Below are 13,804 nucleotides of genomic sequence, written 5' to 3' on the forward strand. Positions count from 1 at the left end.
TACGGGGGCGTATGGAGTGACCGTACGGTACCGTACGGATGTGGATCGAGGGCGACGACGGCTTACTGCGGACGACTGGGCGACGGCAGCGCTCGAAGCGATCGGCGAGCGCGGGCTCGGGGCGGTGGCCGTGGAGCCGCTCGCGGCCCGGCTGGGCGCCACCAAGGGCAGCTTCTACTGGCATTTCGCCAACCGCGACGCACTCGTCGAGGCGGCTCTCGCGCTGTGGGAGCGGAGGTTCACCGAGGCCACCATCGAGAGCCTGGCGGCCGAGCCCGACCCGCGGGCCCGGCTGAGGATCCTGCTCACGCAGGTGACCGGCGGCGCCGGGCAGGGCGCCGCGGCGGCCAACCTGCTCGCGTCGGCCGACCACGAGCTGGTGGCGCCGGTGGTGCGACGGGTGGCCCAGCGGCGGCTCGCGTACGTGACCGGGCTCTTCGAGGAGATCGGCTTCCCGCCCGAGGCGGCCGGTCGGCGCGCCATGCTCGGCTACGCCGCGTACGTCGGCCACGACGAACTGCGGACCCGGCTGCCGGGCGTGCTTCCGCTCGACGGCGAGGGCCAACTGGCCGACTACGTCGAATCGGTGCTCGAACTGCTCCTGCACGGCGCCCCCGCCGGCCCTGGGCGGGGCCCGTCGGCCGGGGACCCTCCCCGGGAGCCCCGGCCGCCGGTCACGCGATCTTCCAGAGCGTGAGCGTGGTGACGTAGTCGGGCATGGGGCCGATGGACCCCTTGCTCGTGTCGATGATGACGTCGGTGATGCGGAGCATCGCCAGGTTGCCGTCACTGGTGACGGTGCACAGCACGGTCCCCTTCGTGAGGACCTTGCCCTGCTTGAGCTGGGTGCCCGGCACCTTGGAGGTCAGGGTGTCGGTGGCGACGGCATCCCTGCACTCCTCCGGTGTGCCGCCCGGGCTCTTGCCCGTGGCCGTCAGGAAGGCCAGTCCCGCGTCGCTCCAGTCCTGGTAGGTGAGTTCCATTCCCTGGGCCTTGCCGATCTCCCCGTTGGGAACGACCTTCGGGGCGTCCAGGTCGACGTATGTCCCGGTGTTGGTGGAGGGCGCGCGCAGGGTCAGGGGCTTGTCCTGGAAGACCGGCGTGTACGCGGACTTCGGCGAGGCGGAGGCCGAGGGCGCGGTCTTGGGCCCGGAGGGGGCGGGGGCCGGGTCCGAGGACGAGGGCGAGGACGAGGACGTGGCCGGGCCCGCCTGCTTGGTGTCGTCGTGTCCGGCGCTGTCGCCGTCCAGCAGCCGGACCGCGCCCGCGCCCGCGAGGACGGCCAGCACGAGGCCGGCGGCCACCAGCGCCCCGCGGAACCGCCGCGGAGCCGGAGCGGAGGCGCCGCCCGCGGCCGGCGCCGGAGGGGGCGTGGGGTGGCCGGCGGCCGACGGGGGACCCGCGGGCCGTGGCGGCGCGCCCACCGTCGGCGCGGCGTACACCCCGCCGAAGGCGCCGGACGCACCGGCGCCCGGACCCGTACCGCCCGGGGCCGGGCCCGTACCGCCCGGGCCCGCGCCCGCGCCCGTACCACCTGGGGCCGCGCTTGCGCCCGCGCCCGCGCCCGTGCCCGTGCCCGCGCCCGTGCCGCTCGGGTCCGGGTCCGTGACCGTGGGGACCGGCGGATGCTCGGCGGCCCGTACCCGCCGGGCGATCTCCAGCCCGAGCGGTTCCGGCAGCCAGCCCGCGAAGTCGTTGAGGGGGCGTCCGGCCGCCGTCTCGCACAGCGCGGTCAGCTCGTCCGTGCCGATCCGTGCCGTCGGATCCGCCGTCAGGCAGCGCTCCAGGAGCGGCCGCAGCTGCTCCGGGTAGCCGCTCAGGTCGGGCGCGAGCCGCTCGGTGTTGGCGATCCGCACGCCGATGGCCGTAGCCCCGCCGGTCCCGTACGGATGCTGCCCGGTCGCCGCGACCGCAGCGATCAGCCCGAGCGAGAACAGGTCGCTCGCGGCGGTGACCTCGGAGCCCAGCGCGTGTTCGGGGGACATGTACTGCGGCGTGCCGATGACCCCGCCGGTCCGGGTGAGCTGCGTGCTGTCTGCGGCGCGGGCGATCCCGAAGTCGATGACGTACGGCCCGCCCGGGCCGAGCAGGAGGTTGGCGGGCTTCAGGTCGCGGTGGACGACCCCGGCCGCGTGGATGGAGCCGAGCGCCCGCGCCGTGCAGCCGACGAGCTGGAAGACGGCGTTCAGCGGGAGCGGGCCGTAGGCGTTCACGGCGTCGTGCAGCGAGAGCCCCGGCACGAACACCGACGCGAGCCAGGGCGTGGCGCCCGTGGTGTCGTGGTCGAGGACCGGTACGAGGTGGTAGCCCTGCACGCGGCGGGCGGCCTGCACCTCCTGCTCGAAACGACGCCGGAAGTCGGGGTCCTGCCCGAACTCCCGGCGGATCAGCTTCAGCGCCACCGGCTGGCCGCCGCGCGTGTGCGAGAGGTAGACGGTCCCCATGCCGCCCTCGCCGATCCGGGCGATCAGCCGGTAGCCGGCGCTCTCGCGGGGGTCCTGGGGTTCAAGTGGGGCGAGTATGCCGCCGGTTCCGGTAGTCACGCCTGTGCAGCTTACGACAGCGGTCCGCGCAGGACGGCGCTGGCCTGCGGAAAGGCCCCTGGATGCGGGAGAGTTGAGGCGAGAGGGAGAGGGGAGGAAGGCGGGAGGAAGGTGCGGGGAACGGGAAGGGCGGGCCCTCGCGGGCCCGCCCTCGTGCCGGCTCAGGGAGCGTACTTGTACCCCACGCGGCGCACGGTCTGGATCGCGCCGCGGTGCGACGTGCCCAGCTTGCGGCGCAGCCGGGCGATGTGGACGTCGACGGTGCGGCCGTCGCCGACGTGTCCGTAACCCCAGACGTTGGTCACCAACTGGTCCCGGCTGTGCACCCGGTGCGGGTTCGCGACCAGGTGGGCCAGCAGCTCGAACTCCAGGTACGTCAGGTCGAGGATCTCGCCGTCCACCTCGGCGGTGCGCTGCGACGGGTCGATGCGGACCAGGGCGTCCCCGGTGACGGGAGCGGGCGCGGGGACCGTGCCGGCGTGACCGGCCTGGCCGGTGGCCACGGCCGCTCCGGCGGTTCCGGCCGTGCGGGCGGTTCCGGCGGGAACGGCGTGCGGGGCGAAGGCGATCGGCGGCTGCTGATCGGCCGGTACGAGCACCAGGTAGCCGACCATGGGCGGCTGGCCCGGCAGGCTGGGCAGGGTGTGCTGGGGGGCGGGCAGCCAGGTGGCGCCGGGCGGGAGGAGATCCACGACGCGCGCCACCTCGTCCCGGTCCACGGCCCGCAGGCGGTGGCGCGGACTGGGCGGGAACGTCGGGTACGCCCGGGGTGTGGTCGCGGGGGAGGCGGCGGAAGCGAAGGAACGGGTGTTCGCCATGAGTGGTCAGCTCTTTCACGCGGAGTGGTCGGCAGGAGACGTACGTGCAGGCGTCGTCTTTGTCGTACCGCGCAGACCGAAGGCCTCGGGGGAGGTCGTCAGGGAGATCCCGGAGGCTTTAGAGGGCCGGCGCGTTCTTCGCGCGGCAACACACCCGGTCGAAATCGTGGTCCTGACGGGAGGGCCAGAACGGCTCGAGGTCGCTGCGACCGGTCGAGGTGTGCGAGTAGCTGGCCATGGCCCCATTCAAGCAGATCCACGCACCCCGGGGCAGTCCTCGTCTCACTTCGTGGATCGGAATCCCATATTCCGTAGCCATCCCATGAACGGACCCTTTCAATTCCGACAATCCGTCACCCGGTGAGCCGCCTGCGCCCGTCCACTCCGGTCACCCGTATCGCATCGCGGGCGGATCCGTCCCCCACCCAGGCCAGCCGTCGGCCGGGTACTCCTCGCCGCTCTCCGTCAAGGCGGCCGGCCCGGCGAACGGCGCCGCCCGCCGGGGCATGGGGGCTCGGCGGGCGGGGGCGTGTGCGGGGAGTGGTGGGGCCGGGGTCAGACCAGGCCGTCCTTCTCCAGGGCGGTGCAGCAGGTGTCCGTGATGAGGCGGGTCACCACGTACGGGTCGACGTTCGCGTTCGGGCGGCGGTCCTCGATGTAGCCCTTGCCGTCCTTCTCCACCTGCCACGGGATGCGGACGGAGGCGCCGCGGTCCGAGACGCCGTAGCTGTACTCGTTCCACGGGGCCGTCTCGTGCAGGCCCGTCAGGCGCTCGTCGATGCCCGCGCCGTAGTTCTTGACGTGGTCGAGGGGCTTGCTGCCCTCGCCCAGGGACTCGCACGCGGTGATGATCGCGGGGTAGCCCTCGCGCATCGCCTTCGTGGAGAAGTTGGTGTGCGCGCCCGCGCCGTTCCAGTCGCCCTTGACCGGCTTCGGGTTCAGCGTCGCGGAGACGTTGAAGTCCTCGGCGGTGCGGTAGAGCAGCCAGCGCGCGATCCACAGCTGGTCGGAGACCTCCAGCGGGCCGACCGGGCCGACCTGGAACTCCCACTGGCCGGGCATGACCTCGGCGTTGATGCCGGAGATGGACAGGCCCGCCGCGAGGCAGTGGTCCAGGTGCTTCTCGACGATCTCGCGGCCGAAGATCTCGTCCGCGCCGACGCCGCAGTAGTAGCCGCCCTGGGCGGCCGGGAAGCCGTTGACCGGGAAGCCGAGCGGGCGGGTGCCGTCGAAGAAGGTGTACTCCTGCTCGATGCCGAAGATCGGGGCCTGGTCCGCGAACTTCTCGGCGATCGGACGCAGCTGCGCGCGGGTGTTCGACTCGTGCGGGGTCATGTCGATGTTCAGGACCTCGCACAGGACGAGGAGGTGGTCGCCGCCGCGGATCGGGTCGGGGCAGGAGAACACCGGCTGGAGTACGCGGTCGGAGGCGTGGCCCTCGGCCTGGTTGGTGCTCGAACCGTCGAAGCCCCAGATCGGCAGCGCGTCGCCGTCCGCCATGATCTTCGTCTTCGAGCGCAGCTTCGCCGTCGGCTCGGTTCCGTCGATCCAGATGTACTCAGCCTTGTAGCTCACGGGCCCCATCCTTCGGTGCGTCGCTCCGGCGCGGACTCTGCGGGTGCTTGCGGTCGCGCGTCGCGGTTGCGGTGGCGTCTTGCGGTTGCGTACCGCCTTCGCGTCTCGCTCCGTCGCGTGCTGCGAATTCGTTCTGCGGTGTTGACCGCAGCGTGCCCGCTCGCGATTTCTCTTCCGTTGCCCGCGTGTGAACCCCGTGTTACCGAGGTTTACTCCGCAGGTGGGCGCCCTTGTGCGGGTCGCCCGCAGGGCATCCGACCGGGTGGGGCAGACTAGGCAGGTGAGCATTTCGTACGATTTGACGTCCGCCGGAGATGCCGCCGAAGAGGCCGCTTCCGGGTCCCGCCCCCGCGTCGGGCTGCTGGGTACCGGCCCTTGGGCCCACCGCACCCACGCGCCCGCCCTCGCCGCGCATCCCGGCTCCGATTTCGTCGGGGTCTGGGGCCGCAGGCCCGAAGCCGCGGCCGAACTGGCCGCCGCGTACGGCGTGAAGGTGTACGAAGACCCCGAGGCGCTGTTCGCCGACTGTGACGTCGCGGCCTTCGCCCTGCCGCCCGACGTACAGGCCCCCCTCGCCGTGCGCGCGGCCGCCGCCGGCTGCCACCTGCTCCTCGACAAGCCCGTCGCCACCACGGCGGCCGCCGCCCGCGCCGTCGCCGAGGCCGTGGTCGAACACCAGGTGGCCTCCGTGGTCTTCCTGACCCTCCGCTTCGCCGAGCCGACCGCCGGCTGGGTGGCGGAGCAGGCGGAGCGCTCGGGCTGGTTCACCGGCGCCGCCCACTGGCTCGGCGCGGTCTTCCCGCCCGACGGGGAGCGCAGCGCCTACGCCGACTCGCCCTGGCGCAAGGACAAGGGCGGGCTGTGGGACGTGGGCCCGCACGCCCTGTCCGTACTCGTTCCGGTACTCGGCGACGTCACCTCGGTCAGCGCCACCCGGGGCCCCTCCGACGTGGTCCAGCTGGCCCTGCGCCACACCTCCGGCGCGGCGAGCACCGCTGTCCTGAGCCTGAGCGCCCCGCGCGCGGCCGCCGGGGTGGGCCTGGAGCTGCGGGGGGCCGAGGGTGTCTTCGGCCTTCCGGAGTGGAGCAACGTCCAGGGCGCCTACGGCCGCGCCCTGGACGCGCTGCTCACGGCGGCCCGTACCGGGGTGCCGGACGAGCGGGGGGCGGAGTTCGGGGCACGGCTGACGGAGATCCTGGCGGAGGCGGAGGGGCAACTGCTTCCTTGAGGGCGGCCGCCGCGTCGTGGGCGGCCGGGTCCCCGTGGGTGGCCGGGTCCCGTGCGGGCGGCCGCCCCGGTGGAGGCGGCCGCCTCCTCGCGGGGGCTGCCTACTTGATCAGGGCGTTGGCCACGATGATGGCCAGTCCGATCGTGGCGTCGGCCATGCCGATCGCGAGCGCGGAGCCGACCTTGTAGCCGACCCGGATGGCTACGAAGGTGCCCCAGGTGAACAGCAATGCGGTGTTCAGGCCGAGCCCGATGGCGGTCACTCCGTGGGAGTCCCAGTGGGCGAGCCCGGCGATGAGCAGCAGCAGAACGGTGGGAAGGGCGGCCGCGATCATCGGCCACTCGTTCCACAGCGCCCGCATGAGCAGCGGCCACCGGTGCCCGACCGAGTCGGGCTGGTGGGTGGCCATGTGGTGCGAGTATCCGTGCGCGAGCCCGGCGGTGGCGGCGGTCACGAGGACCCAGCTGGCGTCGTAGAAGGGCGTGTAGTCACCGCCCTTCTGATCGAGCGCGGCGAGCAGCCCGGACGCGAGGACCGTCCCGTACACCCCGCCGAACATCCAGTCGGCTCCCCGCCGGGGCGGCGGAAGCTGCGGTGCGGCGGGGATGGCGGGGGCGGCGGGGGCAGCGGGGGTGGCGGGCACGTCGTGACCGGTGGGACTACCGGGGGTGGTGGGCTGGGGGTGCTGCTGCTCGGTCACTACGGGTCCTTTGGTGCGGTACGTACCACTTTGTTGCCTGTTCCACCTTACGAGGTGCGGCGCAGGGCCGAAGTGAGAACGGACTCCGGCGCGGAGCCGGGGGCGGTGCCGGCACCGCTCGGCACCGGGGCCGGAGGGGAGGCGGCCGTCCCGTGCGCGGCGGAATACCGCGGAACTCGAGGGACTTGAAAGCCGCAGGGCGACGGTCGTTCCGCCGCTCGGCGCTCGCCCGTCCCCGCTCGCCTGTCCCCGCCCGACGCTCTCCCGTCCCCGGTTCCCCGCTCTCCCGTCCCCGGTCCCCGGTCCTCGGTCCTCGGTCCTCGCGAAAGGCCCCACCGCATGAGAATCCTGACAGTCGGCGCCGGCGCCACGGGCGGCTACTTCGGCGCGCGCCTCGCCCGGGCGGGCCGGGACGTCACCTTCCTGGTGCGCCCGGAGCGGGCCGCGGCCCTGCGCGCACGCGGCCTGCGGGTGACCGGGCCGGGGGAGGAGATCACCCTCACCCCGCGACTGGTCACCGCCGACGCGCTGACGCGGACCTACGACCTGGTCCTGCTGTCGGTGAAGTCCACGGCCCTCGAAGCGGCCACCCGGGACCTCGCCCCCGCGGTGGGACCCGGGACGGCGATCGTGCCCCTGCTCAACGGCATGGCTCATCTCGGCCACCTCGCGCACCGGTTCGGCGACGCGGCGGTACTCGGCGGCGTGGCCAAGGTGGTCACCACCCTGAACGGGCACGGCGACATCGTCCGGATGGCCCCGCCCACCGTGCTGCTCACGGGTGAGCGCGACGGGCGGCCCTCCGCGCGCGTGGACGCCGTGCGCGAGGTCCTGGCCGGGGCGGGCATCGACACTCCCGACGTGCCGGACATCGTGGCCGCCATGTGGCACAAGTGGGTCTTCATCAGCACGCTGGTGGCGGTGACCTGCCTCGCGCGCGGCGCCGTCGGCGAGGTCAGCGCCGTGCCCGGGGGGAGCGGGTTCGCCTCCGCGGTCCTCGCGGAGGCGGCCGCCGTCTCGGCCGCCTCGGGATATCCGGTGCCGGAGCCGGAACTCGCCCTCACCGCCCGGACGCTGACCGCACCGGACTCGCCGCTGACCCCGTCGATGTACCGGGATCTGATCGCCGGCCGCCCGACCGAGGTCGAGCACGTCTTCGGCGATCTGGCCGCCCGGGCCCGCGCCCTCGCCGTGCCCACCCCGCTGCTCGACCTCGCCGCCCTGCACCTGCGCGTGCACCAGCGGCGGGTGGTGGCCGGGTAGGGGCCGGGTCCCCGCGGCCGGCCGGGGCGTACGGGGCGGGGCGGGGCCGGGGCGGGGGCCGGGGTCGGTCGGGCAGGCGGGCGGTCGGTCACGCCGTGCGGGACAGGGCCTCGCGTACCGCCTCGTCCGTGCGGGCGACCACCGCGGTGCCGTCCTCCGCCGTGATGATCGGCCGCTGGATCAGCTTCGGGTGCGCCGCGAGGTGGCTGATCCAGCGCTGCCGCGCCGCCTCGGTCTCCTCGCGCGGCAGGTCGCGTACGCCGGTCTCCTTGGCGAGCGGGTCCGAGGTGCGGGTGATGTCCCACGGTTCCAGGCCCAGGCGGCCCAGCACCTCGCGGATCTCGGCCTCGGAGGGGACGTCCTCCAGGTAGCGGCGGACGGTGTACTCGGCTCCTTCCGCGTCGAGCAGGGTCAGTGCGCTGCGGCACTTCGAACAGGCGGGGTTGATCCAGATCTCCATGCCCGGAAGCCTATCGAGGCGGTGCCTGGCCAGGTCCTTTGTCAGTGGTCGCCGGTAAAATCGAGGAAGAACGACGGGACGCCAACCACCAGTTCGGAGGCTGTAGATGGCCACTGCCATGACCACGCACCCCATCGAGCGGATCAAGAAGAAGCCGCTGCCCGCGGGGCTGCCCCGCGAGTGGTACGAGAGGCACAACCGGGGGCTGAAGGCGATGCGACTGGCGATATCGCTCCTCGACTCGGGCACCTATGACGTCCAGCGCGCCACCAACCGCAAGATCCGCACCATGGCGGTCCGGACGGGCGTCCGCCGCCCGTCCAACGTCACCTGCAGGATGGTCCGGTCCTTCATCCGCGAAGCCGCGTAGGCAGCACCTGTCCCTGCGCGTCCCCGCTCGTCTCCCCGCGTCTCGGGGGGACGCGGGGAGACGCGGGGGAGCCGAGCCGCGGCCCTGCTCGCAGGGTCGCGGCGCGGCCTCCCCAGGGCGTCGCGTGCCCCGGCACGCCGTCGTCACGGTGCGGTCGTCCCATGCGGTCGTCACGGTGCGGTCGTCCCGGAGCGCGGTTCCTTGCCGTCCGGACCGTGCCGTCCGCGCCGCGACGTGCGTCCCTTGCCGCCCGGGCCCGGGGCCTTACCGTCCGGTTCCTCGGCGGGCGACAGCACCAGCAGCGCCACGTCGTCGCCCGGCCCGCCCTCGGTGAACGACTCCAGGTCCCGCCACACCGCCCGGGCGAGCCCCGTCGCGTCCGAGGCCAGGACGGGCACGCGCGCGGTCAGCGGATAGAAGCACCCCGCCGCGTCGCGTGCCTCGGTCACCCCGTCCGTGTACATGAGCAGCCGGTCGCCGGGGCGGACCGGGAGCTCGACGGGCTCGGCCGGCTCCGCCGCCCCGGCCGTCCCGGCATCCCCGGCCTCACCGGCCACCCCGTCGAAGCCCGCCAGCCCGAGCCCGAGGGGCGGGCCGGGCGGTACGTCGAGTTCCGAGACCACGAAGCCGCGGAGCAGCAGCGGCGAGGGGTGGCCGCAGGACACGATCCGTACGAGGTCCGCCCCGGGCGGGAACTCCAGGAGCACCGCCGTCGCGAACAGCTCCGCGTGCTCCACCGATCCGGCCGCCGCGTCCGCCAGCAGCCGCCGGTCCAGCCGGGCCGCCACCGCCGAGAGCTCCGCGTCGTCCAGAACCCCTTCCCGGAAGGCGCCGAGCAGCGAGGCGACCGTGCCGACGGCGGCGAGGCCGTGGCCCTGGACGTCGGCGACCACCGCGCGCACGCCGAAGGGCCCCGCCCGTACGTCGTACAGGTCCCCGCCCACCAGGGTGCCGCGCTGGGCCGCCCGGTAGAGGCCGGAGCAGCGGATCCGCCCGACCCGTTCGGGGACGGGCGGCAGGACCGCGAGCTGGGCGGCCTCCGCGACGCTGCGCACGCTCACGAGCTGGGTGTCGCGGCGTTTTCGGACCCAGGCGACGACCACGCTGAGGACGCCGATCGCCGCGACGGTGGCGAGATCGGAGCCCCGGGCGTGCACGACGCCGATGACCGGCATCCCGAGGAGCACGAGCACGAGGCCGGCGAAGACGGCCGTCCCGGCGGCGCCGTACGCGAAGGCGGCCACCGGCGGGAGTCCGGCCAGGAAATAGCCGAATTCCACGTCGCTCGGGGTGATGCGCTGCGCGAGGACCAGCAGGACGAGCGCCACCGCGGGCGCGAGCCGGGCCCAGCGCGGCGGCGGGGCCCCGCGCATCCAGCCAGGCTCCTCGCGTTGGCGTCTCACTCCTCCACCCTGGTACCGGCACCGACCGCGCGCACGCCGGGTGGCTCCCGGGGGCCGGGGCCACGACAGTGGGGGCGTGACGGAAACGGCGGACGGCGGCGGCGGCGGCGGCACGGGCACGGACGGCAGCGGAGACGGTGCGCAGAGCGCGGCGATCAGTACGCGGCTGAACTGGCTGCGCGCGGGCGTGCTCGGCGCGAACGACGGGATCATCTCGACGGCCGGCCTCGTCGTGGGCGTGGCCGGGGCCACGACCTCGCGCCCGGCGATCCTGGCGGCGGGGGTCGCGGGGCTGCTGGCGGGCGCGCTGTCGATGGCGGCGGGGGAGTACGTCTCGGTCAGCTCCCAGCGGGACTCCGAGAAGGCGGCGCTGGACCTCGAACGGCGGGAGCTCGCGGAGTCGCCGGAGGAGGAGCTGGAGGAGCTGACGGGGCTGCTGGTGGCGCGGGGGCTGAGCGGGGAGGTCGCGCGGGAGGCCGCGCAGCAGCTGACGGAGCGGGACGCGCTGCGGGCGCACGCACGGGTGGAACTGGGGATCAACCCCGACGAGCTGGCGAACCCGTGGCACGCGGCGCTGGCGAGCCTGGTGGCCTTCACGGTGGGGGCGGTGCTGCCGCTGCTGGCGATCGTCCTGCCGGGGCCGTCCTGGCGCGTGCCGGTGACGGTGGCCGGGGTACTGGTGGCCCTGACCCTGTGCGGGGTGCTCAGCGCACGGCTGGGCGGGGCTCCGGCCGGCCGGGCCGTCCTGCGGAACGTCGCCGGAGGCGCCCTGGCGATGGCGGTCACCTACGCGGTGGGCACGTGGCTGGGCTCGACCCCCTCCTGACGCGGGTCCCCCCGCGCCCAGGCCCGGGGCCGGGCCAAGGCCCCCGGCCCAGGACCCCCGCAGGCCCCCCCGGTCCAGGCCACGGCCAAGGCCCCCCAGCGCCCCGGCCCCGGCGCCCCCGCCCCCGTCCCCGCCCAGGACCCGGCCCGTGAAATCGGGCCCGTGCGGGGGCCGGGCTGCGAGGATGGCGCCATGCGTATCGCACTCACCGGTGCCACCGGCCTCATCGGCAGCGCCCTCGGGCGGGATCTACGGGCCGACGGCCACGAAGTCGTCCGCTTCGTGCGGCGGGAGCCGACGGCCCCGGACGAGGCGCGGTGGGATCCCGCGCGGGGGTACGTGGATCCCGCCGGGCTCGCCGGCTGCGGAGCCGTCGTCCACCTGGCCGGCGCCGGGGTCGGAGACCACCGGTGGACGGACGCGTACAAGCGGGAGATCCGCGACAGCCGGGTCAACGGCACGGCCACCATGGCGCGGGCCGTCGCCGCCATGGCCGAGCCGCCGGAGGTGTTCGTCTGCGGGAGCGCCATCGGCTACTACGGCGACACGGGCGACCGGCCGGTCGACGAGAGCGCTCCGGCGGGATCCGGGTTCCTGCCGGAGGTGTGCGTGGCGTGGGAGGCCGCGGCCGCCCCCGCCCGGGACGCCGGGATCCGGACCGTGTTCGCCCGTACCGGGCTGGTCGTCGCGGCCGAGGGCGGGGCCTGGGGGAAGCTGTTCCCGATCTTCAAGGCCGGCGTCGGCGGCAGGCTCGGCAACGGCCGCCAGTACTGGTCGCACATCTCGATGCACGACGAGATCGCCGCCCTGCGGTGGATCGTGGACCACCCCGCCCTGAGCGGGCCGGTGAACCTGACCGCCCCCGAGCCGCTGACCAACCGCGAGGTCACGGCCGCCATGGGCCGGGTCCTGCACCGGCCGGTGCTGTTCGCCGTGCCGGCTCCGGCGATGCGCGTCGCCCTCGGCGAGTTCGCCCAGGACGTGCTGGGCAGTCAGCGGGTCCTGCCCGCCCGGCTGCTGGAGTCCGGCTTCGTCTTCCGCCACCCCGGCATCGACGAGTCGATCAAAGCCGCCCTCCAGGCCTAGGCCGTGAGGATCACGGCCGGGGTCCCGATCCGGCGGACACCTCCCGGGGGGCCCGGAGGGGGGAGCACCGCGTTGTTCGCGTGCGACCGTTCGTGAGCCGAATGCGACCACCGTGCGACCGAAGTTGACCGGGCGGGCTGTAATGGTCCGCCCAACTCTGGTTCCGGCGGGATCGGTTGGGGGAAGGAGGATCCCCACACAGCCGGGCCGACCTCGGGGAGGGGCACGTGCTCCACAGCGCACACGCACACCATGCGGACGTAGTCATCGTGGGAGCCGGAGTTTCCGGACTCTCGGCCGCACACCACCTGATCGCGGCGGGCGTCACGGTCATCGTCCTGGAGGGCGCCGACGACCCGGGAGGCCGGATGGCCACCGAGACCGCGGACGGCTTCCGGCTCGACCGGATCGGACAGTTCCTCAACACCGCCTACACCGAGCCCGCCCGTACCCCCGGCCTGGAGGGCCTGGTCCTGCGGCCCTTCGCGCCCGGAGCCCGCGTCCACGCCGACGGCAGGACGCTCCGCGCCGGGGCCCTCACCCCCGCCCGCGCCCTGACCAGCGGCTCCCTCGACCAGGCGCGCGTCGGCGCCGCCCTCGCACGCCTCGCCGCACTGCCCGAGGAGCGCCTCCTCGCCCGCCCCGAGCGCACCGCGCACGCCGCCCTGAGCTCCAGGAGCCTCGGTACGACGCTGCGCCCGCTCCTCGCCGCGCTCCTGCGCGACCCCGCACTCACCACCTCCAGCCGCGTCGCCGACCTGGCCCTGCGCACCTTCGCCCGCGGCCGCCTCGCCGTGCCCGAGGGCGGCGCCGCGACCCTGCCCGGGCTGCTCGCCGCCGCGCTGCCGCCCGGCACCGTCCGCACCGGGGTCCGGGTCCGCTCCGTGGCCACCAACCTCGTCACCACCGAGGAGCACGGCGCCTTCAGCTGCCGCTCCGCCGTCCTGGCCACCGGCGCCCGGGCCGCCGCCGAACTGCTCCCGGGCCTGCGCGTGCCCGGCTTCCACCAGGTCACCGTCATCCACCACGCCACCGCCGCCGGCGCAGGGCCGCTCCCCTGGGACGGCTCGCTCCTCCTGGACGGCGACCCCGACTGGCCCGTCGCCCACACCGCCGTGATGAGCGCCGTCGACCCCACGCGCGCCCCCGCGGGCCGCAGCCTGGTCACCACCACCGTCCTCGGCCCGCCGCCGCCCGCGCGCACGGTCGCCTCGCGCCTGGCCCGGCTCTACGAGACCTCCACCCGGGACTGGGAGCTCCTCGCCGTCCACCACACCCCCGAAGCCGTGCCCGCCATGCCCCCGCCGCAGGACACCCGGCGTCCCGTCCGGGTGCTGGCCGGGCTGTACGTGTGCGGCGACCACCGGGACACCAACACCGTCGAGGGCGCCCTGCGCTCGGCCCGCCGCGCGGCCGGAGCCGTCCTGCGCGATTTCGGCATCCCGCTCCCGGCCGCCCCGCACGCCGCGCTCGCGGTGCCGGTGGCGGCCTGAGGAACCCTCCCCCGGCGGGGCCGCTCCAGCCCCGCCGGG

Annotated in this window: 13 protein-coding genes; 7 read left to right on the top strand and 6 right to left on the bottom strand. The window is 74.8% G+C overall.

The features are described 5' to 3' along the window. Window positions 1–40: 40 nt before the first annotated feature. Window positions 41–697, top strand: coding sequence for a TetR/AcrR family transcriptional regulator (locus ACWF9Z_RS08725; RefSeq protein WP_453599034.1), 657 nt, complete (start codon window positions 41–43; stop codon window positions 695–697). Here ACWF9Z_RS08725 and ACWF9Z_RS08730 read toward each other — a convergent pair. From ACWF9Z_RS08730 to glnII, 3 genes are all read right to left on the bottom strand, one after another. Next, window positions 675–2,543: a serine/threonine-protein kinase gene (locus ACWF9Z_RS08730; RefSeq protein WP_453599037.1), complete on the bottom strand. Its 1,869-nt coding sequence runs from the start codon at window positions 2,541–2,543 to the stop codon at window positions 675–677. The genes ACWF9Z_RS08725 and ACWF9Z_RS08730 overlap by 23 nt on opposite strands. 161 nt (window positions 2,544–2,704) lie before the next feature. Further along, window positions 2,705–3,361, bottom strand: coding sequence for a winged helix-turn-helix domain-containing protein (locus ACWF9Z_RS08735; protein ID WP_453599040.1), 657 nt, complete (start codon window positions 3,359–3,361; stop codon window positions 2,705–2,707). Window positions 3,362–3,916: 555 nt separating this feature from the next. After that, a complete protein-coding gene (gene glnII / locus ACWF9Z_RS08740; protein WP_453599043.1) occupies window positions 3,917–4,936 on the bottom strand; it encodes a glutamine synthetase in 1,020 nt (339 codons plus the stop codon). Window positions 4,937–5,234: 298 nt separating this feature from the next. Between glnII and ACWF9Z_RS08745 the strand changes: the two genes are divergently transcribed. Next, complete coding sequence (locus tag ACWF9Z_RS08745) at window positions 5,235–6,164, top strand: Gfo/Idh/MocA family protein (RefSeq protein ID WP_453599319.1); 930 nt, start codon at window positions 5,235–5,237, stop codon at window positions 6,162–6,164. 100 nt (window positions 6,165–6,264) lie between these two features. On the opposite strand, the gene ACWF9Z_RS08750 is transcribed toward ACWF9Z_RS08745, so the two are convergent. After that, the gene (locus ACWF9Z_RS08750) at window positions 6,265–6,864 is read right to left on the bottom strand and encodes a hypothetical protein (protein WP_453599045.1); all 600 of its coding nucleotides are present in this window, start codon (window positions 6,862–6,864) and stop codon (window positions 6,265–6,267) included. A 339-nt stretch (window positions 6,865–7,203) separates the two neighbouring features. Here ACWF9Z_RS08750 and ACWF9Z_RS08755 point away from each other — a divergent pair, with 339 nt between their 5' ends. Then, window positions 7,204–8,127 (top strand): ketopantoate reductase family protein, encoded by a 924-nt coding sequence (locus ACWF9Z_RS08755; protein ID WP_453599048.1) that lies wholly within the window; start codon window positions 7,204–7,206, stop codon window positions 8,125–8,127. An 88-nt stretch (window positions 8,128–8,215) separates the two neighbouring features. On the opposite strand, the gene ACWF9Z_RS08760 is transcribed toward ACWF9Z_RS08755, so the two are convergent. Further along, window positions 8,216–8,587: an ArsC/Spx/MgsR family protein gene (locus ACWF9Z_RS08760; protein WP_453599050.1), complete on the bottom strand. Its 372-nt coding sequence runs from the start codon at window positions 8,585–8,587 to the stop codon at window positions 8,216–8,218. Window positions 8,588–8,693: 106 nt separating this feature from the next. Between ACWF9Z_RS08760 and ACWF9Z_RS08765 the strand changes: the two genes are divergently transcribed. Further along, window positions 8,694–8,957: a hypothetical protein gene (locus tag ACWF9Z_RS08765; protein WP_453599053.1), complete on the top strand. Its 264-nt coding sequence runs from the start codon at window positions 8,694–8,696 to the stop codon at window positions 8,955–8,957. Window positions 8,958–9,127: 170 nt separating this feature from the next. Here the strand turns inward: ACWF9Z_RS08765 and ACWF9Z_RS08770 are convergent, their stop codons facing one another. Then, on the bottom strand, window positions 9,128–10,330 hold the full coding sequence (locus ACWF9Z_RS08770) for a PP2C family protein-serine/threonine phosphatase (RefSeq protein WP_453599056.1): 1,203 nt from the start codon (window positions 10,328–10,330) through the stop codon (window positions 9,128–9,130). A gap of 184 nt (window positions 10,331–10,514) precedes the next feature. Between ACWF9Z_RS08770 and ACWF9Z_RS08775 the strand changes: the two genes are divergently transcribed. The 3 genes from ACWF9Z_RS08775 to ACWF9Z_RS08785 all read left to right on the top strand — a co-directional run bounded on the left by ACWF9Z_RS08775 (window position 10,515) and on the right by ACWF9Z_RS08785 (window position 13,765). After that, window positions 10,515–11,186, top strand: coding sequence for a VIT1/CCC1 transporter family protein (locus ACWF9Z_RS08775; protein WP_453599322.1), 672 nt, complete (start codon window positions 10,515–10,517; stop codon window positions 11,184–11,186). Between the two features lie 192 nt (window positions 11,187–11,378). Further along, window positions 11,379–12,272 (top strand): TIGR01777 family oxidoreductase, encoded by an 894-nt coding sequence (locus ACWF9Z_RS08780; RefSeq protein WP_453599059.1) that lies wholly within the window; start codon window positions 11,379–11,381, stop codon window positions 12,270–12,272. A gap of 227 nt (window positions 12,273–12,499) precedes the next feature. Next, window positions 12,500–13,765, top strand: coding sequence for an NAD(P)/FAD-dependent oxidoreductase (locus ACWF9Z_RS08785; RefSeq protein WP_453599061.1), 1,266 nt, complete (start codon window positions 12,500–12,502; stop codon window positions 13,763–13,765). The last annotated feature ends 39 nt before the right edge of the window (window positions 13,766–13,804 follow it).

The sequence above is a fragment of the Streptomyces sp. NPDC054961 genome (assembly GCF_053609145.1).

What these genes read in the sequence shown, in the direction of transcription:
- ACWF9Z_RS08735 (WP_453599040.1), bottom strand. Translation starts at nt 3,361, where the DNA reads ATGGCGAACACCCGTTCCTTCGCTTCCGCCGCCTCCCCCGCGACCACA.
- ACWF9Z_RS08755 (WP_453599048.1), top strand. Translation starts at nt 7,204, where the DNA reads ATGAGAATCCTGACAGTCGGCGCCGGCGCCACGGGCGGCTACTTCGGC.
- ACWF9Z_RS08760 (WP_453599050.1), bottom strand. Translation starts at nt 8,587, where the DNA reads ATGGAGATCTGGATCAACCCCGCCTGTTCGAAGTGCCGCAGCGCACTG.
- ACWF9Z_RS08765 (WP_453599053.1), top strand. Translation starts at nt 8,694, where the DNA reads ATGGCCACTGCCATGACCACGCACCCCATCGAGCGGATCAAGAAGAAG.
- ACWF9Z_RS08770 (WP_453599056.1), bottom strand. Translation starts at nt 10,330, where the DNA reads ATGCGCGGGGCCCCGCCGCCGCGCTGGGCCCGGCTCGCGCCCGCGGTG.
- ACWF9Z_RS08780 (WP_453599059.1), top strand. Translation starts at nt 11,379, where the DNA reads ATGCGTATCGCACTCACCGGTGCCACCGGCCTCATCGGCAGCGCCCTC.